This is a genomic window from Chlorobiota bacterium (assembly GCA_016710285.1).
Lineage (GTDB): Bacteria > Bacteroidota > Ignavibacteria > OLB7 > OLB7 > OLB7.
In genome coordinates this window covers 3,980,874-4,006,485 of sequence record JADJXR010000001.1, presented here as the reverse complement: position 1 = coordinate 4,006,485, position 25,612 = coordinate 3,980,874, and the positions used below count along the sequence as shown (strand labels likewise).

Here is a 25,612-nt window from a genome sequence, read left to right as displayed (position 1 = left end):
TCCAACCGCACGTTTGGTTGCACAGCCGCCCACAACCTCGGATCTTCGGGAAAGTGTTGAGGATATGACGCGATTGGATCCGGACCTTGAAAAGTACATGCCACGCTGGAAAATTTTGGAGGCGAATCTGAAGATTACGCTGGCAGCAATTTTCCGTGGCAACGGTTATTCCGTTACTGAAGGGGATTCCATGATCGTCGTGGCCAGCTTTGTGCAGCCGGGCCGCCCGCAAGAATTGCTGATGATTCGTGTTGGCGACTCCTCGAAAAATGCCGTAATCAGCGGAACCCGTAAGCTCCAAAGCGATTTAGGCGATGGGCTGTATCGCGAACTGCTGCTGCGCAACTATGCCCATGCAGTTATCGAGCCAGCACGCCCGATTACTTCCAAAGACCCTGAGCGCGTTCCCGACGTGATGAATCCGGTGAACTCACGCCAGTTCATCGCCGTCTCGGCATTCCGGCAAACCGTTCAGCTTGGAACCACCGGTGCCCGCATTGAGCATATGCTGGGGAATGATGAAATCGGCTATCACTTCTGGTCATCCGGCCAGGGGAAAGCCACGCTGAAATATCCGATCATCGAGCTGGACAACGGCGAGCTTCGCTCGAAAGGTGTCCCCGACATTCTGACGGTGATGCTGGGCGCTGGCTACCGGCTAAAATTTGGCGGACCTGATGATTCCTTCCTAAGCGGCACCATCCCCGCACGATTGCTCAACGGATCGTTAGGGGGCAAGGCCATCGCTCGCGTTGATTACCGTCCGCCGGCCTTCTGGTTGTCGGAAAACTCCATCTTTGGAATGTCGCTCAACACCGAAGTCCCCTTTGGGAAGCTGGAGCAGCGCGGGTTCGATCCTGATAAGTCGGTGGTGTGGTTCGCCGAGCCAATCACCAAACGCGGCTCGCTTCCCGACACCGGCAAGGCTGCATACTTCTTGCGGAATGTTGTGCAGGGATCGGTATTCTGGGAGACGTGGTTAAATAACTACGAGCACTTCTTCCGGTTCAGCATTGGCATGAGCTACCAAGATTATGCTCGTGGATATTTAGGGTTTATTGATGGTGCAGGGAAGTTCGTGGCACACACCAAGAAGAATCCTTCGCAGTTTACATCGGAGGCGACGGTGGTGAACTATGAGAATGGGACCATTATCCACCCAACGACCTTCGAAGATTGGGCGTTGTTCAAAATTGATTACTTGAATCAATCCGGTTTTCCGTTTGGCCTAAGCGCGCAGCTTGCCAACCAAAACCTGATGATTGCCGGGTTTATCCCGCTGGTTCCAAATTGGCTTTTTATCGAAGCTAAATACAGCACCCCCATACTGCGCGAAGAACCAGCCCCCTGGGAACAACGGCACTTCTTTATGATCTCGCCGATCCTACGCTTCAAGATTGACATGGGGAACTAACCCCAACGGTTCCTAACCGTTGTTCCCCCTGTTGTTCCCTGTGGCGTTACCCACAGCGGGCCTATGGTGTCTCTGCCAGTAAGCCATCCGCCACCGTGCGGCTGGTTAATGGCAGAGACACGTTGGTTTTGGATGGAATCGCACCGGCCTTAGTCAGGGGCGATGATGAATAGCCGAAGCAGCGCACGATGACCACTCCCCCACGACTTGTTGAATCAATCCACGACAGCATGAACAGTGCCCCCATTCTTTTGCCTTTGCGGCAACCCTTGCTGCGGCGTACGCTCTGCTTCCTGGCGGTGGCATTTGCTGTGATGCTTTTGGCGGTAGGGGAAGGGATCGCCCAGGGGAAGAAGAGCGATGGCGGCGGCAGCCCGGAAATCCTTGAATCCACCACCGTGATGACCCTTGACAGCAGCTTGCGGGTGGCGATTCGGAATATTGATATCACCAAGTTTCCCTTTGTCAGCATCGTGTTCGATGTCTTCGACCGCCAGTACCGGTTTGTGGATAGTTTGCGGAAATCGGACATCGTTATCACGGAAAATGGTGCCCAGCAGGAGGTCACTTCGCTTTCGCTTATCACCAACCAAAACCGTGTTCCCGTTGACTTCGTCTTCCTGATTGACCACACCGGAAGCATGGGGGATAAAATTGACGCGGTCAAACAGAACATTGATGAGTTCACCACACGCCTTGCCGCAAAAGGGATTGATTACCGCCTGGGCCTGGTGGTGTTCGACGACAACGTCAACGACCGCTACTGGCTGACCGACAACATCAACGAGTTCAAGGGGTGGGTCAGCAAGCTGAAAGCCGAAGGGGGAGGGGACGAGCCGGAAAATGCCCTGGAGGCATTGCGTGCCGCCACAGGGATGAACTTCCGCTCCAGCGCAAACCGCTGTGCAATCTTGATTACGGATGCTTCCTATCATGCTTATGGAAGCGGCAGAACCATGTACAACGCACGCACCATCAGCACAATCCTCAATCGGTTTGAGATTCGGGCGTTCTGCATCACCTCGCCAGCGGTGGAGGGATACTCCGAAATTGCCGAGCGCACCGGGGGGCAATTGTTCGACATCCGCCAGCCGTTCAGCCAGGTGCTCAACCAGTTTGCCAACACCATGACCTCGCTCTACACGGCCACCTATCGCTCCCGCGCAGATTATATCCCTGATTCCATCCGTGTGGAGATTCGCCTGCCGAACCAGAAGGTCACGGTCAAGAAAAGTTTTGCGGTGCTGGAAGTTGGGCGGAAGTTGGTGCTGGACAACATCCGGTTTGCCACCAACAAGTACTCCATCGAGGCGGCTTCGATGCCGGAGCTGGATTACTTGGTAAGCCTGATGAAAGCCCGCCCAACAATGCGGCTGAAAATTGAGGGCCACACCGATGATGCCGGCGACCATTTCTTCAACATGAAGCTGAGCAACCTCAGGGCCGAATCGGTGCGCAACTACATGGTCCGCAAGGGGATCGAGCCGAAGCGGCTGTTCACCGTGGGCTACGGCGAAACCCGCCCAACCGCCACCAACGAAACCGAGGAAGGTCGCCACCTTAATCGCCGGACAGAGTTCATCATCTTGCAGAAATAAGACTTGGCAAAGGCGGTGGGCTGATACCAAAAATTTGAACGGATAAAAAAGAAGGGAACCGGAGTAATCACGGTTCCCTTCTTTTGTTGATATCACCCCTGCGGCGTGCAGGGGTGGCGTTGCTGTGTGTTTATCGCAGCACCATCAGCGGCAATGTTTGCACCCCAGTGCTTCCCGAAATCCGCAGAAGATATTGCCCGCTGGGGAGCGATTCCAGGTTGATGGAAAGCGTGAAGTTGCCGGCATCCCTCACTGCAAGGCCCTGCGCCAGCTGCGTGCTGCCAAGCAGGTCCACCACTTCAACGGTCAACTCCTCCGGGCGATCAAGAGCAAGGAACAACTGGGCCTGCCCGGTGATAACCGGGTTGGCTCCAAGCCGTGCATAATTCCGCCCGATGCCTGTGGAAGGAACCGCCGTCGGGACCGGCGTGGGATGCACTTCCCACCGCGCAGCTCTGTTTCCGGTTCCGGCGATGTACAGATTCTTTCCATCGCCATCCATCACCACCCATCCGCCAATTTCGTTGAAGGCTGCGGTCGAGTCGCGCAGCAGGGTGAAGCTGTTTCCGCCCGTTGCGGAGAACTGCACGGTTGCCCCTTTGCCGACGGCGAACGCCGTATCGGAACCAAACCAGTAAACGCTGCGATCCAGAGGACGTGGTGCGCCGGTCATTGCCCCAACGCTCCATGCTCCGGTTCCGGTTTTTGTGGCAATGTCCCATTGCTGATAGTCTTGCGTGGGATCGGGAAGAATGGCTTTGTAGGTGACATCGCCGGTGGCAATTCCTGGCAGTGCCACCAAGCCCAGCGGTTGGTCGCGGTTGGGATTGTACGAGCGTTCTTTTGTCCAATCGGCCCCGCCGTTGCTGGTGCTGTACAGCCCATCGCCGGAAGCCGCCACGCCAACTGCCGAATCATACATGGCGATGTCGTGGAAGGGGAGCCCAGAGTTGCGAGACGTGAAATTCCGCCCGCCATCGTTCGAGGCCACCAGGCCAAAGATGCTGCCGATAAACCCCCACGCCCCTTCGGCGGAGGTCTCCGGGTCGGTATCGGAGACGAACTGCATCACTGCCGAAGCCTCGGTCCCCTCAAGCTCGGGGATGCGTTGGCCACGGAACCAGGTTTTGCCGCGGTCAACGGTTTCCAGCATCCCCAAATAGTTCTCGGCATCATATGTGGTGAACGTTGCCAGCGCGAAGGCGTGGGCGTTGGAAGTGTCCACAAATGCGATGTCCCAAATCGCGCTGACATCGCCAGGTATCCCGCCCGTTAATCCGGCATCGGTCCAGGTCCGCCCGGTGTCGGTGCTGAACAGCAGGCTACGGTAGTCGCGGCCAATCAGCACGGTCCCGCGGTTTGCCGCCACTGCGCGGGGGAATGCCCCGGCTCCGTTCCGTTTCCACGTGTGGCCCGCATCGGTGGAGGAAGCGAACAGCGAGAAACTGCTGGCGATGTAGTAGTGGGTGGAGTCCAACGCGTAGAACTGCGTTTGCCCGTACGGGTGCGCCCATTGCTTCCACGTCATCCCGCCGTCGGTGGTGATGCCGTTTGCGGCCACGCCAAGCGTCGGCGTGATGAAACGGAAAGTCCCATAATCCAGCCAATCGGGCGAGGGGATGGAGTCCCAATTCGCGCCACCATTGGTTGAGCGGAGTTGATAGTAGTTCGTGGTGGTGTTCGGCTGGCGCGAGGCAAAGCTGTACAACACCTCAGGGCTAAGAAAACGGATGTCGGTTGGCAAGCTGGAGAGTGGGGGGACTTGATCGGTAAGGGGAAGGAGTCTTGCCGAGAGGGTCTTCCCGTTTTTCAGGTCCAGCTTCAGCAAGTAGTAGAAGTTGGTGAGCTGGTTATTGAAGCGTCCGTAGGCGTTGGTGATCACCAGCGCGGTGGTGGAATCGCCCATTGCCCCAAGCCCCCACCATTCGTTCGCAAAGATTGGCGAAAGCCCATTAGGGGTTGGCAGCTCCCCAAAGAATGTGGAATCCTCCAACCGGTCGGAGATGGTGATGACGGAGTCGGCAAATTTCCAGACGTTTCCTCCGTTCAGCGTGAAGGCAAGGCGGGTGGGGCCAACGGGGTAGATCTCGCCGGTTCCGCCGTCAATTTCGTGGGCGCGGTACAGCACCACCATGGATTGTTGATTGAAGACCTGCGCAGCAACCACCCGGTAATTTTTGGAAGCGTCCTTGAACGTTGGGCGAATCGGGACCCAGTTTGTACCGCCGTCGGTGGTGGTGAATCCGCTGGGGCTGAAGCCGAAGGTCGCATCCAGCATTTTGTGCGGGACCGGAACGGGGTTGGCAAGCCGTGTCCAGGTTTGGCCGCCGTTGGTGGTTCCATATTTCTGGTCGTAGTATCCCACTTGTGGGGAGCTGAAGAAGATGGACTGGGGCTCCTCAAGGTCGTTATCGAACCCGCTGGATTGATTCAGGTTCATCATCGCCCAACGCCCGCTGGTGTCGGTTTGTGGGCGTGGTGCTTGCGCTTGCAGCTGGGTTGCCCAGCCAAGCATCAACAGAGGGATCAGCCGGACGGTGAACGCCCGAAGGTAGGTTGAAGTATGGTGCATATCGGAAGCGGGTTAATTGACGTTTATGGAGTTATCGCAGCAATCGCCTGTAAGATAACGATGCGCCAGCATCAAAGGTGAGTAATGGTTGATGCTGGCGTGGGAAGATATGCCGCACAGGCAGTGTGCCGATTTCAATGTTCTTCGGAAAGGGGGTCCGTGGGGCGGAGGTAGCGTTCTTCCTCAAGGGTCAGCATCAGCGAGATACGGTGGGTTGCTCCAAACCCGCTAAGCTCCGTTCCGGCGTTGGTGAAGGCGTAGTCAATGTTCAGCTTCGGCAATCGGATCCCCGCGCCGATGCTCAGCTGCTCAACATGATTGAATCCCCCCCGCAGGTAGAAGCTGTTGTTGAACGAGTACTCCAACCCAACATTCGCGTCAAGGCTGGCGATTCCCAGATCGGCTTGCGCGGTTTCGTGGCGGCCCTCAAAGCGGAAGGTTCCGTCCACCACTGGCATCACCGTGTGGTTGTCGTGGAGCTTCAGCAGGTACGCCCCGCCGATCCGCAGGGCCGGAACGATAAACTCTTGATTCCCCGTGTCCCATGTCAGGATTGATTTTGTGGCATCGGCAAGGACCGCCCCAACGGTTAGCCCGTCGGTTGGTTTGTAGCTGGCACTAAGGTCAAACCCCAATCCCCAGGCGGTGTTGTCCAGCACGGCGCGGTGCAAGACTTTCAGGCTTCCCCCCACGGAAAGTTTTTCATCAATCTTGCGCGAGTAGGAGCCAAAGAACGCCCAATCGGACGCGCTGCCGTACTTGATTTTGGTTTCATCAAGCCGATCCTCTTCATCAATCACTCCGTTGCCGTTTTGGTCAATCAGCGCGCCGCGTGTGTCCTTGATGTCATCGCCGTAGCCAATGCGGAACGCGCTGAGGGCCACGGTCTGGTTGAAGGCGATGGGAAGGGTTGCGGCGGCGTAATCGTAGTTGGAAAGCCCGCCAAACCGTGATTCGTGGAAGATGGCGATCTGCGGATACTTCACCAGCGACAAGGCTGCGGGGTTGAAGTATCCAGCGGTGACGTCGTCGGAAAATCCTGTGCCCGCCCCACCCAGTGCTGCCGAGCGTGCGCCAACGCCAAGCGATAGAAATTCGCTGGCATACTTGGCATTGGCAAACCCTTGCCCAAACGCCGATTGCTGCATTGCCGCCGCCAACAGAAGAGCCGTCCAAAGATAGTTTCGCATGAATCTGACTATGTGTGAGGTTTCGATGAATGTGCCGGAATCGGGAGCCGTTGCCCCAGCAATATGCATCTGTTTGACGGAAGGAATATGTGGAGTTGTAAACCACACTTGCAATCCCCTTTTCCATGCCTTATTTTCGCACTCCCTTTAAGAACGGCAGCGCGGGAATAGCTCAGTTGGTAGAGCACAACCTTGCCAAGGTTGGGGTCGCGAGTTCGAGTCTCGTTTCCCGCTCAGGTATCAAACTCCCTTCACGTTTTGCGTGATGGGAGTTTCTCTTTTCGGAAAGATTTGGGAACGAACGCTGCACGCCGGAACCGGATTCGGTAATATATGGCAAGAACTGCGGCAGGTCATCGTTTGCTGTGCGGAACTGTTGGTAAGTTCGCCTGCGGATTCCTCCCATGTACGGAATTCCCCCGATCGGAAGCTCGCTCCGTCGGTGCTCTCTCTCTCCACGTTCACATAATGCCTGCATAACCTTATGACCCGTGTTGTTGTTATCCCCGGTGACGGTATTGGCCCCAGCATCACCGAAGCTACCATCCAGATCATTGAGGCCACCGGTGTTCCCATTCAATGGGTTGAAGCATCGGCAGGGCTTGGGGCGTTTCAATCTTTTGGCGACCCGCTTCCGGCAGCCACTGTGGAGCTAATTCGCGACGTGAAAGTGGGGCTGAAGGGACCGCTGACAACTCCGGTCGGCAGCGGCTTCCGCAGCGTGAACGTGGCGTTGCGGAAGGAGTTCGACCTGTATATCAACCTCCGTCCAGCCAAAAGTTTCAAGGGCGTTAGCAGCCGCTACAGCGATATTGACCTTGTGCTGTTTCGGGAAAACACCGAAGGGATGTACTCCGGCGTTGAGCATTACATTGATGCCAAGCGGAGCGCCGCCGAATCTATCTCCATCGTCACTCGCGAAGGCTGCCGCCGGATTATTCGGGCGGCGTTCAACTACGCCGTGGAGCATGGGCGGAAGAAGGTGACGATTGTTCATAAAGCCAACATCCTGAAGTTTACATCGGGAACGTTTTTGGAAGTGGGGAAGGAAGTTGCTGCGGAGTTCCCGCAGATTGCCTGCGATGACAAAATCGTGGACAACATGGCGATGCAGCTGGTGATAAACCCCAACCAGTTCGATGTGATGGTGGCCACCAACTTGTTCGGCGACATCCTTTCGGACCTGATTAGCGGGCTGGTTGGTGGATTGGGGCTGGCACCAGGCGCGAACATCGGCCACGAGGTTGCGGTCTTCGAAGCGGTGCACGGCTCGGCACCGGATATTGCCGGCAAAAACCTTGCAAACCCCGGCGCGTTGCTTCTTGCCGGCGCGATGCTGCTGCGGCATATCGGCCACGGGGAAGCCGCCGCACGGATTGAGCAAGCCCTTGCCGATGTTATTGCCGAAGGGCGTTTCGTTACTTCCGATCTGAACAAAGAATCGGGCGTTGGCACAACCGAAATGACCCGTGCAATCATCGAACGGCTACGGTAACTTCCCCGCAATCCACGTTGATGAAGCGATGAAATATCTGCTGAATATCTTGATGATCCTTGCCCTGGGCATTTGGCTGGGAAGCATCCTGTTTTTTGGAATTGGTGTGGCAAGCGTCCTGTTCGCCCCGGGAATGCTGGACGGACGCACCCAAGCCGGCGCGGTCAACAGCGCGATCTTGGCACGGCTTGGCGTGATAGAGGTTGTGTGCGGCGTGATTGTGCTGTCGGGCGCGTTGTATATGGCCATCCGAGGGAGGAAGGTGCTGAACTGGATTGTCCTGTTTTGCTCGGTGGTGATGCTGGCCACGGCCAGCTACAACACCTTCCATTTCTTCCCAACCATTGACGCGCTGCGGGTAAGCATTGGCGATTTCGATGTGGTGGCAAGCGAGAAGGAACCCCTTCGCCAGGAGTTCAACGCACAGCACCAGCAGTTCTCGTTGCTGGTAAGAGGGGAGTTCGCCGTTGGGGTGCTTGTCTTGATGTTGCACGTTACCACGTTGGTCTCGATGGCTGCCTCCTCGTCCGGCCATATGCAGCGGAAGGCGCAACCAAAAAAGGAAGGCACGGTTCAGGCGAAAGCAGGGGAGCCGCAACCGCAGCCCGCTTCTTTGCCAAAGCAACCCCAAGCCGAGCCGCAATCCAGTAAACAACTTGAATCCATAGAATAACCCCAACGAATGTTGCGTTGCCGAATCGTTCGGCAGTATATTTGCGCCCCATTCTTGCTGGCTGGGCCAGCAGCAACCAGCGGACGTTACCGGAAAGGTGCAGGAGTGGTTGAACTGGAACGCCTGGAAAGCGTTTGTACGGCGCAAACCGTACCGAGGGTTCGAATCCCTCCCTTTCCGCTGAACACACAAGCGCGGTGATGTCCGAACGTCGCCGCGCTTCTTTTTTTTCGATGCTTCCTTGATAGAGCATCCGCCCACAGCCATCTTCTGCCGGCCTATGATACTCTGCCTCTTTGAAGATCAGCACGTCAAGAACCTCTATCCCCTTGCCCTGACCCACCATCCAGCAATGCTGCTGGTTGGCGCGGGGACGTTGCACCAGCGCGCCCAATCCCTGCTTGCCGTTTCTGCGGTGACGTGGGCGGGAAGGCCGCTGATAGAGAAGGTGCTGCAAAGCCGCGGCCACACCATTCAACAACCCACCGCTGCCACCGATACCCTTTATCTAAACGGAAGGCTTCGCTGGCGAAACGATCTGCCAACCTTGTTGCCAGCCGCTGGCGAATCGGAGTGGGTGATGACCAACGGCACGGCCATTCTTGCCGCCCGTACTTCCCAGATTGCTTCGGAAACTTTGCTCAGCTCAACGCCGGAGCAATGGCAAGGGCTTGGGCTTTCGGTCCTCCAAACCGATGAACTGAAACTTTACAACTACCTGTGGGAGCTGATTGAAGACAACGAGCGGATGCTGGCCGAGGATGCCGCACGGCTATCCCCAACCGAGCTTCCGGCTGCAATCGGCGCGCACGTGGTGAACCCGGGGAACATCATCGCTGGGACCGGGTGCAGCATCAAGCCCGGGGTGGTGTTGGATGCCAGCCGCGGGCCAATCATCCTGGGGAACAACGTGGAGGTTATGGCGAACGCCGTGGTTGTTGGACCCTGCTTCATTGGGGACCACAGCACAATCAAAATCGGCGCGAAGATTTATGAGAAGACCTCGATTGGAGCTTGGTGCAAAGTTGGGGGGGAGGTGGAAGGCTCGATCATCCTGGGCTTCAGCAATAAGCAGCACGATGGCTTTTTGGGGCACAGCTACTTGGGCCAATGGGTAAACTTGGGGGCCGACACCAACACCTCGGACCTGAAAAACAACTACGGCCAAGTCCGCGTCACCTTTCCGTGGGGCCAAGCCAACAGCGGGACAATGTTTTTGGGATCGTTGATTGGCGACCACAGTAAAGCCGGGATCAACACCATGCTGAACACGGGGACCGTGATTGGCGTTGGGGCAAACGTGTTTGGCGGAGGGTTCCCGCCGAAGTCCATCCCATCGTTTGCTTGGGGGGGAAGCGATGGGTTCGTGGAGTACGACCGGGACAAGGCAATCCAAACAGCCCGCACGGTGATGCTGCGCCGCAAAATAACCATGACCGATGCCGAGGAAAAACTGCTGCGGTCCATTGGATATCACGGCTGATCGTGGGCAAGTAATCCTTCATGTACCATATCATCATAATCACAATGAACACCAATCTTCGCATACTCACTGTTGGGCTGCTTGCTGCGCTGCTTGCCGCTTGTGGCAGCAATCGCACAGCCGTCAAAGGCTACGACGATGCGATGCTGAACGGCCACCGCATCTTTGTGGTGACACCGCTGCCGGAGCAGGTCACCATGAACAACCCCGATCAGTTTGCCGCCGCACGTGGCGTTGCTGGCGCAACCGCGCGCGAAATGCTGGGGAATGAGTTCCGCACAATGCTGGTCCCAGCAATGAACCAACGGCTGGACTCCAACACCACCTTCAGCTACTCCGAGGAACCGATTGGAAGCATGGTGGCCATCAACGCCGCCAGCGATTTCACCAATGCCGGCCCAACAAGCTGGGAGAACATCACCCGCGCCGCACGCGAAGGGAATATTGATTACATGGTGGTGCTTCGTGCCATCACGATCAACAACACCGTTGGCGGCGAAAGCGGAAGGGGGGATGAGGCGGTGTCGGGGCAGTTCCTTCTGCTTGACCCCAAAAACAAAAGGGTGATGACCGCCGGCGAATTCGATATCGAAGTGAAGGACCCGCGCAAGATTGAAACAACATGGCAGATGGTTGCCGCCGACCTCGCCAAACAGATGCCGTTTTGGGTGAGGGAGTAAGCTGAAAGTCGAATAGATAGAAACCGCAGCGGGCATAGGATTGAGACAATGAAAAAACTCAATCACTGCGCCCGCTGCGGCCATGGTTGTTGTTCAGCGATTACTCCCAGCTGCGCGGGTTCCGCAGCCACTCCATCAGCGTGCGTTCGTTGTCGGTGGTTTCCATCGGGGCGTTGTAGTCGAAGTTGACCACGGGGGGAAGGCTCATTAGGATGCTCTCGATCCTCCCGTTGGTTTCCAAGCCGAACAGCGTCCCGCGGTCGTACACCAAATTGAACTCCACATACCGCCCGCGCCGCAGCAGTTGGAATTTCTTCTCACGCTCGGTGAACGGTGTCTCCTTCCGGCGTTGAACAATCGGCAAGTAGGCATCCAAGAAGGCATCCCCCATCGCTTGCTGGAATTTGAAAAGCTCCGCCAACTCCTCCGGCGTGCCGCGCAGGTAATCGTAGAACATCCCGCCAATCCCACGCGCTTCCCCGCGGTGGCGGATGTAGAAATACTCATCGCACCACTGCTTGAATTTGTGGTAGCGGTCCTTGCCGAACGGATCCGCCGCTTGCCGCAGCACCGCATGGAAATGCCGCGCATCTTCCTCGTTGGCAACGTAGGGGGTAAGGTCAATTCCCCCCCCAAACCACGCATCGCTATCGCCGGAAACGAAGTAGCGGAAGTTGGCGTGGATTGTTGGAACGTGAGGGTTCACCGGATGAATCACCAGCGAAATCCCCGTGGCAAAAAATGTTGGTTCGGAAACCTTCATCTTTTCGGCAAGCGCTTCCGGCAGCTTCCCAAACACGGTGGAGACATTCACCCCACCTTTTTCAAACACTGCTCCGTTGGCAATCGCCCGCGACCGCCCGCCGCCGCCGCCGGGGCGTTCCCAATGGTCCTCAACAAAGCTGGCCGTTCCATCTTCGCGTTCCAGTGCTTGGCAAATGCGGTCCTGCAGCGCGGCAACGTAGGCTGCCATTGGTTCCTTCAGCTGCAAGCAAAATGCTGGTTGGGTCATGGTTCAGAACTGATTCAGAAATGGTCAATGGATAATCGGTTGCCACCGGCATGGGGCGGGCACGGCCAATATACTTTTGCCGCAACATCGCCGCGCCAACAACTCCCCGCCAAAAAACATTCTGGGACAACTCCAACGTTCATCCCGCCTGGTTCCACACGTAATTTTGCCCCTGCGGATGAAGTCTGAGCTGCATGATATCATCATCATCGGTGCCGGTCCCACGGGTCTGGCGTGCGCGTTGCATGCCGAATCGCTGGGGCTGCGCTATCTGGTGATGGAAAAAGGGACGGTGGCGAACACCATCGTTGGCTATCCAACCTTCATGACCTTTTTCTCCACCCCTGACTTGTTGGAGTTAGGGGATATGCCCTTTACTTCCCCCAACTTCCGCCCCTCGCGGATTGAAGCAATCCAGTACTACCGTGGCGTGGTTCGCAATCGGGGGCTGAAAATTTTGCAGGGGGCAAGCGTTGCCGGGGTGCAACGCCGGATGGGTGGCGGGTTTGTTGTGCAGACTTCGGCGGGCCTGTTCGAGTCGCGGTTTGTGGTGCTGGCCACCGGGTATTTCGACACAACGAACCGGCTGAACATCCCCGGCGAGGAATTGCCGCACGTGCACCATTATTACAAGGAACCGTTTGAATTTTTTGGCAAGCAGGTTGTGGTGGTGGGGGGAAGAAACTCGGCAGTGGAAACGGCGCTCGACCTTTATCGCCATGGCGCATCGGTGACGATGGTGTACCGGCAGGGGGAGATAGGGCGCGGGGTGAAATACTGGATCCGGCCCGACATTGAACACCGCTTGGCCAATGGGCAGATCACGATGCTCTGGAACAGCCACCTTACCCAGATCACTCCAACCGAGGTCACCGCCCAGAACAACATCAGCGGCGAAACCCAAACGCTACCGTGCGACGCACTGTTTGCCATGATTGGCCACCGGCCCGATGAAGGGCTGTTCCGGGCCTGCGGCATTGCCTACGATCTTGAGACACTGGTTCCGTTGTTTAACCCAGCAACGTTCGAGAGTAACGTGCCGGGCCTCTATTTGGCAGGGTCGGTGGTGTGCGGCTGCCGAACATGGGAGGTCTTTATCGAGAACGGAAGGAACCACGCCCAGGTGGCGATTGCCCACATTGCAGAGTGCTTGCGGGAATCTGCAACGCATGGGCAATGATTTTGGCACTTGTGTGGAAGCTGCTTCGGCGTATGTTGCGCCCGCTCTTCTTCCAAAAACACGGAAACAATCCCTCGGCCATATCGCTTCTGTTGCTACTTCTGCTCCGCACGCTTCTTTCCCATTCCTGGGTGTTTCTGCGCAACTATGGAGCCCTGCCCGTGGGGGATATTTGAACATTCGCGTTTTCCCTTTTGCTCATATCAGAGGAGGAACAGTCCTGAAAAAATTATCGTTGCTATCGAATCGGCCACAGCTGCCCACATGGTTTGTGGTGGGGTGTGTTGTGGCCCTGTGGTTTGGCGTGGCCGCGTACGTCCATGCTCAACCTTCAACCGGCGAAGAGCCGCGGGGGATTGGAACAACCGGCCAATCAACCCCTTACGACACCAGCCTTACCCGCGAGCTAAGCCAGCGGAGCCTTGAATCAAGCGTGCTGCTGGAACGCCCCATTGATCCGGCGTTGTACCAGCTTGGTCCGAACGATCAACTCACCATCATGCTCACCGTCTCCAAGCCGATTCAATATGAGGTGGTGGTTGCCCCCGACGGCAAGCTGATTATTCCTGGGGTGGGTGCAATTGATGTCCGCAACCGCTCGCTTGCCGAATCGGAAACGCTGATCCAACAAGCGGTTGCGCGGGTTTATCGCGACCCCTTGGTGGCGGTGTCGCTTCGGCGGATGCGGCAATTCAAAGTGTCGGTGATTGGGGCCGTGCGGCGCACCGGAATGGTGGTTGCCACCCCAGCAACGCGCGTGTCGGAAATTATTGATTTAGCCGGGGGGGCAAGCACTCGTGCCTCCAAGCGGAATGTGGAAATCATTCGCAACGGCAACATTATTCCTGTTGATCTTATGCCCTTCTACGCCTACGGCGATTTGCCATCAAATCCCACCGTAAGAGGGGGGGATGTGGTAAAAGTTGGGGTTCAGGATCAGCATAATATTATCATCATCAGTGGCGGTGTGCAGCGGCCCGGGGAGTTTACGTGGAATAAAGGGGATTCAGTCTCAACGCTGATCCGTTACGCCTTCGGCTTCACGGTGGATGCCCGGCAAGACTCCATTGAAGTTGTGAAGGTGGATGAAGTTGGGAATATCCGGGAACGTCTGTTCCTGAATGCCACGCCCGATGGCCAAATCGTGGGCGACCTTCCGTTAGAAATTGGGGATCAAGTGTTCGTTCGCCAGAAAAAAAACTATTTCGTTCCCAGCCGAGTGGTGGTGTGGGGCGAGGTGAAATATCCGGGATATTATTCCATCGAACCCCATTCAACGCGATTGCGCGAGGTGATTCAGCGGGCCGGTGGCTTTACGCGAGAGGCCTCCCTGGCCGATGCCGTCCTGATTCGCCGTCGCCTGATTGAGCAGGACCCAGAATATGGCCGCATCGCCCAGATTGACCCCGACCAACGCACTCCCCAAGAAACCGAGTATTTCCGCGTGAAGAACCGGGAGCTTCAACGCCCAGGGATTTTAACGGTGGATTTTAATAAGCTGATGAACAACGATGAATCGGAAAATTTGGCTCTTCAGCATGATGATTCGATTTTCGTTCCGCTAGTTCGTGGATTTGTGAAGGTCAGCGGAAAAGTCAAAAACCCGGGGAATATCTCCTACACTCCTAACTATAAATTTCGTGATTACATCCAACTTGCCGGCGGCTACGGCTGGAACGCCGATGAAGGGGAGGAGAAAGTGATTAAAGGGAGAACAGGGGAAACCTTCCTTGCCGATAATGAAGAAGATTACACCATCGAGTCGGGGGATGCAATTTTTATTCCTGAAAAAACGGAAGGGGAATTCTGGAAAGGATTCGCGACAGCCGTCACCATTGTTGCTCAGGTTGCCACCATTATTGCCGTGGTCGTAGGGTTGTTGAATAGCAATAACAATAGCAATTAATAAGGCTATTAAAAAAGTAACGTGAACCATAACCGCCAATCCTCAATAGGGATGAATCCAATTGACTCTCTCCCTCCGGTAGTAAATCTGCGCGATTATTTCGGGGTGATACTCCGCCACCGTACCTTGCTGCTGTCAATTATCATCACCGGTATTGTTCTTGCAATTATCTATTCTTTGATTATGCCCAGAACGTTTACCTCCAGTGCCGTTCTGTTACCCCCGGAAAAATCAGAAGGGATGTCCTTAAGTAGCTTGGTTCTTGGTGGCAGCTCGGGATTTGACTTCCCATCACTTGGCCAGAATTCATCGGCTGAAGTGTTTGTGAAAATGTTGACCAGCCGGTCAGTGGCCGATAGCTTAATCACCCGTTTTAATCTGCTGCAACGCTACGAGCTTGATTCCTCGGAACGCCCTTTGGCGATTGAACAAGTTTTAGGTGGGCTTGAGGCCGAAGCCGATAAGCAAGGGGTGATAACAGTCTCATACAGCGAAAAAACTTCATTTTTATCAAGCGAAGAAGAACGGCGGGAAACAGCAACTTTTGTTGCTACGATCGTCAACAGTGCTGTTGATATTCTGGACAAACTAAATCAGCAAAAAAGCGTTACCCGTGCCCGAAGTTCAAGAATGTTTTTGGAAAAGATGAAAGAGGTAAAGCGGAAAGAAATGGATTCCGCGCAGCGTGCTATGCAGGCGTTTCAAGAGCAGAATAAGGCGATTGCTTTGGATAAGCAATTAGATGCCGCGCTTACCTCGGTAATCGAAACCCAAACCATGATTCAAAAAGCAAAAATGGAGCTTATCCGCGCCGAGTCCGATTTGAATTCGGACCAACGGACAGTGCAGGGGTTGCGGGCCCAATTGGCGCAATTGCAACGCCAACAACAAAGCGTGGAAGCGGGCAACAGCGGCATTGATGCGCTTGGAATACCATTCAAAAATGTGCCGGAGCTTGCCCGGCAATACGCCACTTTGAAATTAAATCTTGAAGTTTCATCCCAGGTGTATATGCTGTTGGAGTCGCAGTATAACCAAGAACAAATTCAAGAAGCGCGGGAGTTGCCTACCGTTGCGGTTCTGGACCAAGCTGCCGTCCCGCTGCGCCCTTCGGCTCCGCGCAAAACAATATTTGTTAGCATTACGGGGATTCTATTGATTGTTTTTTCTGTAATTGGAGTGTACATCTATGATGGATTGCAGCGTGGCATTTATTCGGCGCAGCCGGTACGCGTTGCCGAACACCCGCAGCCATCCGTGGAAGATCATAAATAATTATGCCGATAACCCCTTCCAGCAAACCATACGCGGATCCGCCGCTACAAGTCCTAGTAATTGATAAAGTGTCAGTGCTTCATTCGGTGCGGTGGCGGCATTACCTTTCTGCACAGCAAGCCAATATTGCGCTGACCCTTCTTGCGCCAAAGTCTTGGATTGAAAATAGTTGCCTTGTTCATTATCAATCTCCTGAATCTGATCCGTTCCCCGTTGTGCTAGGAAGCGTTGTGGGGAAAGGGCAGGCGCAACGCGGGATGTATGTGGCGGGCTTGATTCGTGCGTTCCGCCGCTCGCGTCCAGAAGTTATTGTGATGATGGAGGAAGGGTTCTCCTTCTTTGCTGTGCAAGTTCTTCTGGTGCGTTGGGCGCTTGCTCCTGGCGTGCCAATCGTCTTTTACAATAACCATATCGCTTCTTTTTCCAATTTCTCCTACCGGCTTGGGCCGCTGTATAGCCTGCTATCACGATTGCTGATCCCGCGGATGACCGCTGCGTTCTGCATCAACAGCAAAGCCGTTGCAGCACTGAAGGAACTTGGATTCCGCGGCCCGATTGTCGAGCAATTTTACGGGGTGAACGAAACCCTGTTTGTGGGGATCAGCAAACATGATGCCCGAAAAAAACTCCATCTACATAATGATGACATCATTTTTCTGTTTGCCGGAAGATTGGTGGAGTTAAAAGGCGTTCAGGATCTTATCGAAGCGTTTGCGCAATTATGCCACCAACGTCCCGGGCAGCGGCTACGGCTGTTAATTGTGGGAAGGGGGGATTATGAATCGGCTTTACGCCAGCAAGTGCAGTCGCTCCATCTTTCTGGCGTGGAATTTCGTGATGTGGTTCCGCAGGAAGAAATGCCTTCCTACATCGCCGCTTCCGACGCAATGGTGCTTCCCAGCCGGACCGAAATTGATGAACAGTTCGGACGCGTAAACGTTGAGGCCATGCTGATGGAAACGCCAATCATCGCCAGCAATAGCGGGGGAATTCCGGAGGTGATTGGGGATGCAGGGTATATTTTTCAGGCAGGTGATGTGGGCGATCTGCTGGCCACGATGAACCGATTTCTGGATAATCCAACAACAGCCCAACAACAGGGAAAACGCGGAAAAGAACGCGCCATGCGCCGATTTAGCATGGCGGCCTTTGCCACTGCTGTGGTCCAGATGCTGGAGCAGGTAACAAGCCGCCGCTTACGATAACGCTATCTACCTTGCCATTAAAACAGACGATACTGCGCCAACCGATTGCGCCACTGTGGCCGCCGCTTCAGCGGTGGCTGTTCCATGCTGGTGACCCTTGCGGCCTTGCGGTTATATTTTTATCGGTATTTATCCTTCACTACGAAACCCGCCCCGATAACTTCTCACCTCTTTTGCTCCCCATTTTTAATCCGATTATCGGGGGAAGGTTTGGCTTGTTAGATATTCTGATGCTTGCCATCCCATTTTTTGCCATTATTCGGCGGCTAATGCGTGGGCATCTGACTGTTTACCGCAGCCCGCTCTCAAGGCCGGTGCTGACGTTCGGAATCTTTTGCGGAATCATTCCCATGGTGCGGATGTTTGTTGTTGAACAAGCATTCCGTTTTTCGTGGGAGGTGTTTGCGGTGCCTTTAACGGTGTTCTGCTTTTTTATGTGGTTGATAGTATTCGAGCCGGATGACCTTTACCTTATGGCCTGGATATTGATGATTGGCGGGTTCTATAAATCTTTTGAAGCAGGCGTGATTTATCTGAACGTTGGCGTTCTTTGGGGCTTGCTTACCGGATGGGGGGATGCCATGATCCTTGCGCTGATGGTTGTGGGGACCATTGCTGCTTATGCCGTTAAGCCGGCGGACGATTCTTTTTACCGGCGGATCCGTAGCACCCTGCTTGTCACCCTTCCGTTCACCGGAATTATGTTCATGATGTGCCTTCGCCGCAGCTATCTTATCGGAGTGTTCATTGCCATTGGTGTGGTGATGATTGCCATGAACCGCCGCGAACGGCAGGCAGCCAAAAAGGTTGTGGTTGCCACCCTGGTGCTGTTTATGGTTGGGGTGGTGGGAATTGGAGTGGATAGCTTTGTGGCAAGAATTTCCGGCATTGCTGAACCCGGGAAAGAAGGGTCGTCGGCCTACCGCGCCATTGAGGTCTATAACCTTTCCGCGATGCTGATGGAAAACCCGTGGTACGGCTATCGGTATGGCGAGAAAATTAAGAACCACACGATCCTGGAATATGAAAACATCAGCCAGCTTGTCCCCCATAACGCCTACCTCTACGTCTGGCTGCGGGGCGGAATTGTTGGGTTGATCGCTTGGATTTGGATCCTTTCGGCAATGGTTGCCATGCACCGCCGGACCGTGAAGGCTGCCACCCAACCGTTCCACCGGTTCGTTGCCTTGTGGCTTTATTCCAGCACGGTTATCCTGATATTCTCTGGGCTGTTTACCCCGGTGTTTGCCGAACGGCTGCAACAACTTTACCCCTTCATCATGGTGATGACCTCCTACTTGCCCGGCGCCTGGAAGCCCCGCCGATTCCTTTCCGGCAATCATGGCAATCACACTGTTCGGCTTGGCTTGCCCGTCAGCAATGCTACCGCCGCAGGGTCTTGACTTCCCTGTTGCCAATATCCGATCTTCGGGCCGACCTGGTTCCCAAAATGCTTGAATGCTTCAATCATGGCTCAACTATCCTTGCGTCCCCTTTGCTTCCTTCTCCTGCTCTTGATTGGAGGGCTTGGCAACCGTGGCATTGCCCAGCAGCAACCAGCCCCGGCTTCCGTCCGGTTGCTCCGCGCTGATGATGGAGGTGTCACCCTGCAAATGGCGAACCTTACGGCCACCGTTCTGGCGAATGGAACCAACGTGGGGATTGCCCACAACGCCCTTGCAAACGCTTTCCCGGGCGATAGCAGCCGGCTGCCGGCCGTGCGTGCCACCATCGCAATCCCGTTCGATGCCGTGGACCTGCAGGTTCTTCCCGATCCCCCCAGCCGCCGCGATACCCTTCTTCTTCCAGCCCCGTTGCCCTTCCTGAAACCGCAATCCCAGCGTGCACGGCTTGGCCAGCCATACGTGCGGCGTGGGGTGCGAATGGTGGAGGTGATCCTGCACCCGCTCAGCACCGAGGGGAACCGCCTGATTGTTGAGCCAAGCCTTACCGTTGCCGTCCGCTGGCGCAGGGCCGGGGGCTACGGAAAAGAAGGAGCGGGGGAATACCGCGAGAACCCCGACTACGAACAGACCTTGCAGCAAACCTTGCTCAACTACCAGCAAGCCAAACGCTGGCGCGGTGCCGAACCGAAGCAAGGCGCGGCGCTGCAAGCCGCCGTAACGATTACCGGCGGAATGGGGGAGGCAATGGTCCTGCAAACCCCAACCGATGGGTGGTACTCCATCACCGGAGCCGAAATTTCTGCAGCTGGTGGCGGGGCGATTATCGGCAAAAACATTGCGGATCTTCGGCTGGCCAACCGCACCACAAGCATCCCGATGTTCGTGGACGACGCGGGAAACGATGGTCGTTTCGACCCCAACGACCGGATTGAATTCACCGCACGCCGCAACCAATCCCCAGAAGGTTTCTACTTCGACGAAACCACCGACACCAACGCCTACGTGCTTCGGTGGAATGGTGGCGGGGCCGCCCAGCCGCGCATCCAAACCATCAGCCCCTCCGCCACCGATGATCAGCTTCAGTTCGTTGACTCCACACTCCATTTTGAGGAGGATAACGAATACTTTGGGGGGATGAAGGTCAACGGGATTGATGTACTGACCCTTCACGTCAACGAGCGTGTGCAGAACGAGCGGTGGTACTGGACCGATGTCACCTACACCAACAACGGAGGGGCGGTGGAGCTTCCGTTCACCTGCTATCCATACTACGAGCACAACGGGCGTTTCACCTTCAGCATCCGCCTTGCCGGAATCAACTTCACCGACCACCCCTTGAAGTTTGTGCTGAATGGATACGCCACCGTTGGCGACACCGTCCTGACCAACGACACCGGCGATGTCACCTTCCGATTCTCCATCCCTTCCAGCTACCTGTTCAACGGGCGAAACACGTTGCGGATCGAGCCGGGGGCTCCTTCGGGAAGCGTTCCCAACTCGGTGAAGATTGACTATTTCGAGATCAGCGGAAAGTGGTTGCCAACGTCATCCGGGGGGAGCGCGCGCGTGGTGATTCCCGAGTCGGGGAAGCCGCTGCGCGTGGTGGTGGGTGGGTTCAAGAACCGGCCAACCGTGGCCGCTTCGGCAAAGGGAAGGGCCGCAATCACCAACGCACAGCGTGGGGTCCTGTTCCGCTTTACCTCCCGCCATTTCCCGGTTCCAGAGCGCGTAAACCCGCAGTGGCACGCCGAGTATGGCGACACTGTTTTGGGCGCGGGCGCGTGGGAGTCCGGCATCCACATTGCCGAGATTGATGCCAACAGCGGCGCAGTCCTTCGCCGGTCGTGGTTCCAGACGTTCGACTTGGGGAAGTCCAAAGCGGAGTATCAGCGCGCCATTGAGTTTTTGGGGAGTGCCAGCAATGGGAACTTCATTGTTGCCGGTTTTTCCAACGGTGGCGGCTACAGCTACGAGTTCCCCAACGACCTCCGCGCTGCGTTCAAAGCCTTAGGAAGCCGCAGCATTGATAACTACGACATGACCAACACCGGTTGGTCCTTTGTTGCCATTAAGGGAAATCCCGCATCGGCCCAGGAGCTGATGAAAACGGATTTCGACAACAACAGGGGCATTACTTTCAACGCCTTCTTCCCAATGCCGGAAAACAGCACCTTCCCGGGGCTGACGTGGCAAGCAACCGCCACGCTTGTTGGGGAAGCGGGGGAGGAATTCATCTTCGACAGCCCCGCAACGCCGCTGCTCCGTTGGCACCCGAAGGATGAACTGGTTGCCGAAACCAACCAGGCCGATATGCTGATTATCACCCACAAAGCCTTCCGCCAGGCCAGCGAGGAGCTTGCCAACTACCGCCGCCAACGGAACGGGCTGAATGTGCGCGTGGTGGATGTGGAGACGGTGTATGATGAGTTCAACGACGGCATAAAATCGGGCTATGCGCTCCGCCGGTTCCTCCATTACGCCAGCCAATCGTGGGCGCAGCCGAAGCCACTCTACGTCCTGCTGGTGGGGGATGCCTCCTGGGACCCGATGTTCAAGGCCGCCAACTCCACCATGATTGACTACGTGCCAAGCCTGGGCGTTCCCGTTAGCGATTACCTGCTGACGGTGAAAATCGGCGACACCTCACAAGCCTCCGATTATTACATCGGGCGTTTCCCCGTGCGAACTGCTGCCGAGGCCAGCAACATGGTGCGGAAGATTGTCGAGTACGAAAATCTTCCCCCCGATGCCTGGAACAAACGCTTTGTTTTCTTGGCCGGCGGCGGCGATGCCTTGCAACGCAGCACCTTCAAGGATCTTCACGAGGAGATTGCCACCACGTTTGTTCTTGCCCCAGAATTCTGCGGCGATACCGGAATGGTGGTGCGGACCTCACCCGATGATCGCCTGGTCTATCCCGACGATCTTGATGCCGATTGGGCACGCTCGGAAATCAACGAAGGGACCTTGTGGGTGACCTTCAGCGGCCACGGCGCGGTGGATATCTTCGACCTCAATTTTGGATACCCCGAGGACCTTAACATTGGCAATCGCTACTTTGTTCTAACCACCTACTCCTGCCAAACCGGGGCCTATGCCGAGCCTGGCTTGGTCAACCGGAACGAGCGGTTCGTCACCTCGCACACGGGCGCGGTGGCGGCAATCGGCGGGACCAGCTACAGCTACACCGACGTTGACAGAATCCTGAAACAAGGCTTTGTTGCCCATATCGCCGCGCAGCACCAGCGGACCATTGGCCAAATCCTGACCGATACCAAGTGGGGAATGTTCACCAGCCTTGTTGGCGACGTGACCGACTTCTGGTACTTCGCCAACGTCCCCGCGCGCAACCACTTGCTGATGTACTGCCTTCTTGGCGACCCCGCCATGCAGGTTGCCGCACGCAACACCCCCGAGCTGGCGGTGCGCGAGCGGAGCAACATCGCCACCATCACCAACCTAAGCGACCGCACGCCAACCATTGGCGACACGGCGGTGCAGGTGCGGGTGCGGTTGTGGGATTTTGGGCTGCCGGTTCAGCCAACCGGCAACCCTGATTCGGCAGTGACGGTGGTGGCCACCATTGTGGATCGCGTGGGGAACGAGCAACGGGCAACGCTCCCGTTGGATGGCATTTGCTACTTCACCGATGCCATGCTCACCTTGCCAATCAGCGGCAAGCCCGGGGAGTACACCATCCGGATTGAGATTGACCCCGAACGGAAGTTCGCCGATTCCTACCGCGACGACAACGTGCTGACGCTTCGGCTGCGGATTCGCGGAAGCCAACCGCTGCCGATCGAGCCGCTTCCCTACGGGCGCGTTGCCAATGCCGACACGGTGGTGATCCGGCTGCTGAATCCCCCAAGCGGACCCGGCGCAATCATTGCTGTGGACACCACGCCGCTGTTCCAAACTCCATTCACCAACAGCGATGTTGGAACGATGCAGCTTGAGGAACTAACCACAACGTGGACCTTCAGCATCCCGCAAAGCCACCGCGGCGCGACCACGTACTGGTGGCGGGCGTACTCATCGGTGGGGGACACGGCGGCGGCGGCACTCTTCCCGTTGGTTGAGTCGTTCACGCTGCAAGCCGATGGCGGCCCCGATGGAAAAGAGGAGTTCGTGCTTCGCGGAAAACATCAACTTCAGGAAGCACAGATTGCCAGCGTGGCGGTGGACGAACGGGGAATCGGGCCGGCGCTTCTTCCCGTCCCCATCAAGCTCTATTCCATGGGGCAGCTGTTCATCGAGGGAAGCACCCGCATCCCCGACACCAAAATTGTGGAGATGAGGATTGGGGAAAACCCGGGCATTGACTACGCGCCGCTGCCGCTGGATGGCGTCCATGTTCTGGTGCTTCCCCCGAACGACATCACCCCAAAAGCCAAGCGGGTGTACGATTTCAACACCGACCGCCAGGCGTTCCGCAACTTCCGCGACTTCGTCCGCGACACGGTTCAGGCGGGGGAGTTGGTGCTGGTTGTTTTTGGCCACCAGCTGTACGACAAGGCGGTGGAGCAGGGGGAGAGCGACTTCCTTCGCGAGGCGTTGCTGATGCTGGGAAGCCGCGTGGCCGGGCGGTTTTTGAACGAAGAATCGTACGCCATGATTGGCGGAAAAGGGATACCCGCCGAACGTTTCCGCGAGGTGTGGAGCAACGCCGACTCGCTTCGGAAAGCCGGGGTGAAACCGCCCTACCGCCTGACCCTGCTCGACACGTTGGTGCTGATCCCTCGCGGAAGCGTGACCTTCCCAACCGTTGGCCCCGCCACCGCGTGGAAATCGGCAAGGGTGGATGTTGCCGGTCCCCCGGTGCAGACGGTGATCTACGGCCTGCGCCGCGATGGCCGCCGCGACACGCTTCTCCGTTCCAGCCAATCCCTGATTGATCTTTCCGGGGTGGACGTTGCGACCTATCCTCGGCTGGAGGCTTCGTCCAGTTTCGGCCAGGATAGCGCGCAGCGGCTTCGCTCCATCGCCATTGCGTTCGATCCCTCGCCGGAGTTGGCAATCACTCCATCCACGTTCCGGATTGCTCCCGACTCGGTCCTGCAAGGGTTCCCTGCGGTTGCCAACGCAAGCGTTGTGAACTTGTCGCGGGTCTATCCGGCGCGGGACGTTCCGGTGCTGCTGTGGCGGCAGTTGGAAAGCGGGACGGCAATGGAAGATTCCCTTTGGATTGGCGCGCTGGCTCCGTTGGATTCGGCAGCGATGGGGCTGCGGATTGGCACCGAAAAATTGAAGAAGGAGCAGCAGTTCACCGCCATTGTGAACCCCAGCGATCTCCCCGCCGAGCCATACTCGCAGAACAACGTGCAGGGGGGAAGCCTGCGCATCGGCATTGACTCCACGCGGCCCGATCTGGTAATCTATGCCGACCGCAACCGCTTGATGGATGGCGACATCGTCCGCCCGATTCCGGAGTTCGAGGTGCGGATGCTGGATAACTCCATCTTGAAGCTGGACAGCGTGGTTTCGGTGGTGATCTATCTGGACATTGATAAGATTGACGCACGCCAAGCTGGCGCACGCTGGGAGACGTTTGCCAAAACCGGCGACAACCATCGGGCAAGCCTTTTCTACACTCCGCCAGCCAAACTTGCCCCGGGCGAGCACTCCATGAAAGTGGTGCTGACCGACGCAACCGGAAACAAGCAGGAGGGGGACATCATCATTTTCTACGTGGAGCAGAACTTGACCGTGCGCCACGTTGCCAACCTTCCGAACCCGTTTGCCGGCAAGACGACGTTCACCTTTATGGTGGGTGGAGAGAATCCGCCGACCGAAGGGGAGATTGGGGTGTTCACCGTTGGGGGGCGGAAGATCAAGACGATCCAGATTGACCCGGCCACGCTGAAAACCGGCTTCAACAAAGTGGAGTGGGACGGCTTAGATGCCGACGGCGACCGCCTTGCCAACGGGGTCTATTACTACCGCGTCCGCATCGGCGACGGAACCGCCACCCAAGAGGTTATCGAGAAGTTGGTGGTGATGCGGTAGCCACCCCGTTTTTCGCGCTGGCTCCATGCGTTGCTCCCCCTCTTGGGAGGGGGCTGGGGGGTGGGTTGGGGACACCGGCGAAACCGCTGCTACTCTCCAAATCTCAGGATCAGCAGATATCAGAATCATCGGATTCTGGGAGCAACAGCAATCACCGCTGTTTGCGTCTTTGCCCCGAACCCACTCCGCCCTATCGGGCACCCCTCCGAGGAGGGGGACTACTTGCGAGGGTTCGGAGGAAACTCGGGTGGACTTGCGCCTTGTTTTGCGTGTTGGCCCCATGCGCGGCTCCCCCTCTTGGGAGGGGGCTGGGGGGTAGCCGAAGGTCTTTAGCCTTCGGCGCCTGCTCAGGATCAGCAGATATCAGAATCATCGGATTCTGGGAACAACAGCAATCACCGCTGTTTGCGTCTTCGCCCCGAACCCACCCCGCCCTATCGGGCACCCCTCCGAGGAGGGGGACTACTTGCGAGGGTTCGGAGGAAACTCGGGTGGACTTGCGCCTTGTTTTGCGTGC

The 25,612-nt window shown here is 56.6% G+C and carries 15 protein-coding genes and 2 tRNA genes; 14 read left to right on the top strand and 3 right to left on the bottom strand.

All coding sequences use genetic code 11. The features are described 5' to 3' along the window. The first annotated feature begins 97 nt into the window (after positions 1-97). Both IPM61_14970 and IPM61_14965 read left to right on the top strand, forming a co-directional pair. Positions 98-1,414, top strand: a complete 1,317-nt coding sequence (locus IPM61_14970) for a hypothetical protein (GenBank protein ID MBK8912611.1) — start codon at positions 98-100, stop codon at positions 1,412-1,414. A 188-nt stretch (positions 1,415-1,602) separates the two neighbouring features. Beyond that, the gene (locus IPM61_14965; GenBank protein ID MBK8912610.1) at positions 1,603-3,012 is read left to right on the top strand and encodes an OmpA family protein; all 1,410 of its coding nucleotides are present in this window, start codon (positions 1,603-1,605) and stop codon (positions 3,010-3,012) included. A gap of 130 nt (positions 3,013-3,142) precedes the next feature. Here IPM61_14965 and IPM61_14960 read toward each other — a convergent pair whose 3' ends face one another. After that, complete coding sequence (locus tag IPM61_14960; protein MBK8912609.1) at positions 3,143-5,584, bottom strand: T9SS type A sorting domain-containing protein; 2,442 nt, start codon at positions 5,582-5,584, stop codon at positions 3,143-3,145. Positions 5,585-5,718: 134 nt separating this feature from the next. Further along, the gene (locus IPM61_14955; protein MBK8912608.1) at positions 5,719-6,774 is read right to left on the bottom strand and encodes a PorV/PorQ family protein; all 1,056 of its coding nucleotides are present in this window, start codon (positions 6,772-6,774) and stop codon (positions 5,719-5,721) included. A 161-nt stretch (positions 6,775-6,935) separates the two neighbouring features. On the opposite strand from IPM61_14955, the gene IPM61_14950 reads away from it, so the two are divergent. The 6 genes from IPM61_14950 (at position 6,936) to IPM61_14925 (ending at position 11,105) form a co-directional block, all read left to right on the top strand. Beyond that, positions 6,936-7,008, top strand: a tRNA-Gly gene (locus IPM61_14950). 250 nt (positions 7,009-7,258) lie between these two features. After that, entirely contained in the window at positions 7,259-8,269 is a 1,011-nt protein-coding gene (locus IPM61_14945) for an NAD-dependent isocitrate dehydrogenase (protein MBK8912607.1), read from the top strand. Beyond that, on the top strand, positions 8,244-8,942 hold the full coding sequence (locus IPM61_14940; GenBank protein ID MBK8912606.1) for a DUF4149 domain-containing protein: 699 nt from the start codon (positions 8,244-8,246) through the stop codon (positions 8,940-8,942). The genes IPM61_14945 and IPM61_14940 overlap by 26 nt, the downstream gene beginning before the upstream one ends. 91 nt (positions 8,943-9,033) lie before the next feature. Next, positions 9,034-9,122 (top strand) — tRNA-Ser (locus IPM61_14935). Between the two features lie 100 nt (positions 9,123-9,222). Continuing rightward, positions 9,223-10,425: a hypothetical protein gene (locus IPM61_14930; protein MBK8912605.1), complete on the top strand. Its 1,203-nt coding sequence runs from the start codon at positions 9,223-9,225 to the stop codon at positions 10,423-10,425. 44 nt (positions 10,426-10,469) lie between these two features. Further along, positions 10,470-11,105 (top strand): hypothetical protein, encoded by a 636-nt coding sequence (locus IPM61_14925; GenBank protein MBK8912604.1) that lies wholly within the window; start codon positions 10,470-10,472, stop codon positions 11,103-11,105. A 100-nt stretch (positions 11,106-11,205) separates the two neighbouring features. On the opposite strand, the gene hemF is transcribed toward IPM61_14925, so the two are convergent. After that, positions 11,206-12,117, bottom strand: coding sequence for an oxygen-dependent coproporphyrinogen oxidase (hemF, locus tag IPM61_14920; GenBank protein ID MBK8912603.1), 912 nt, complete (start codon positions 12,115-12,117; stop codon positions 11,206-11,208). A 178-nt stretch (positions 12,118-12,295) separates the two neighbouring features. Between hemF and ypdA the strand changes: the two genes are divergently transcribed. From ypdA to IPM61_14890, 6 genes are all read left to right on the top strand, one after another. Then, complete coding sequence (ypdA, locus tag IPM61_14915) at positions 12,296-13,297, top strand: YpdA family putative bacillithiol disulfide reductase (protein ID MBK8912602.1); 1,002 nt, start codon at positions 12,296-12,298, stop codon at positions 13,295-13,297. Between the two features lie 172 nt (positions 13,298-13,469). After that, positions 13,470-15,203: an SLBB domain-containing protein gene (locus tag IPM61_14910; GenBank protein MBK8912601.1), complete on the top strand. Its 1,734-nt coding sequence runs from the start codon at positions 13,470-13,472 to the stop codon at positions 15,201-15,203. A gap of 51 nt (positions 15,204-15,254) precedes the next feature. Further along, complete coding sequence (locus IPM61_14905) at positions 15,255-16,478, top strand: hypothetical protein (GenBank protein ID MBK8912600.1); 1,224 nt, start codon at positions 15,255-15,257, stop codon at positions 16,476-16,478. A 215-nt stretch (positions 16,479-16,693) separates the two neighbouring features. Further along, entirely contained in the window at positions 16,694-17,683 is a 990-nt protein-coding gene (locus IPM61_14900; GenBank protein ID MBK8912599.1) for a glycosyltransferase family 4 protein, read from the top strand. An 11-nt stretch (positions 17,684-17,694) separates the two neighbouring features. Continuing rightward, the gene (locus IPM61_14895; protein ID MBK8912598.1) at positions 17,695-19,086 is read left to right on the top strand and encodes an O-antigen ligase family protein; all 1,392 of its coding nucleotides are present in this window, start codon (positions 17,695-17,697) and stop codon (positions 19,084-19,086) included. Positions 19,087-19,152: 66 nt separating this feature from the next. Beyond that, positions 19,153-25,095, top strand: coding sequence for a hypothetical protein (locus IPM61_14890; GenBank protein MBK8912597.1), 5,943 nt, complete (start codon positions 19,153-19,155; stop codon positions 25,093-25,095). The last annotated feature ends 517 nt before the right edge of the window (positions 25,096-25,612 follow it).

What these genes read in the sequence shown, in the direction of transcription:
- IPM61_14970 (MBK8912611.1), top strand. Translation starts at nt 98, where the DNA reads ATGCCACGCTGGAAAATTTTGGAGGCGAATCTGAAGATTACGCTGGCA.
- IPM61_14965 (MBK8912610.1), top strand. Translation starts at nt 1,603, where the DNA reads ATGACCACTCCCCCACGACTTGTTGAATCAATCCACGACAGCATGAAC.
- IPM61_14960 (MBK8912609.1), bottom strand. Translation starts at nt 5,584, where the DNA reads ATGCACCATACTTCAACCTACCTTCGGGCGTTCACCGTCCGGCTGATC.
- IPM61_14955 (MBK8912608.1), bottom strand. Translation starts at nt 6,774, where the DNA reads ATGCGAAACTATCTTTGGACGGCTCTTCTGTTGGCGGCGGCAATGCAG.
- IPM61_14945 (MBK8912607.1), top strand. Translation starts at nt 7,259, where the DNA reads ATGACCCGTGTTGTTGTTATCCCCGGTGACGGTATTGGCCCCAGCATC.
- IPM61_14930 (MBK8912605.1), top strand. Translation starts at nt 9,223, where the DNA reads ATGATACTCTGCCTCTTTGAAGATCAGCACGTCAAGAACCTCTATCCC.
- IPM61_14925 (MBK8912604.1), top strand. Translation starts at nt 10,470, where the DNA reads ATGAACACCAATCTTCGCATACTCACTGTTGGGCTGCTTGCTGCGCTG.
- hemF (MBK8912603.1), bottom strand. Translation starts at nt 12,117, where the DNA reads ATGACCCAACCAGCATTTTGCTTGCAGCTGAAGGAACCAATGGCAGCC.
- ypdA (MBK8912602.1), top strand. Translation starts at nt 12,296, where the DNA reads ATGAAGTCTGAGCTGCATGATATCATCATCATCGGTGCCGGTCCCACG.
- IPM61_14905 (MBK8912600.1), top strand. Translation starts at nt 15,255, where the DNA reads ATGAATCCAATTGACTCTCTCCCTCCGGTAGTAAATCTGCGCGATTAT.
- IPM61_14890 (MBK8912597.1), top strand. Translation starts at nt 19,153, where the DNA reads ATGGCTCAACTATCCTTGCGTCCCCTTTGCTTCCTTCTCCTGCTCTTG.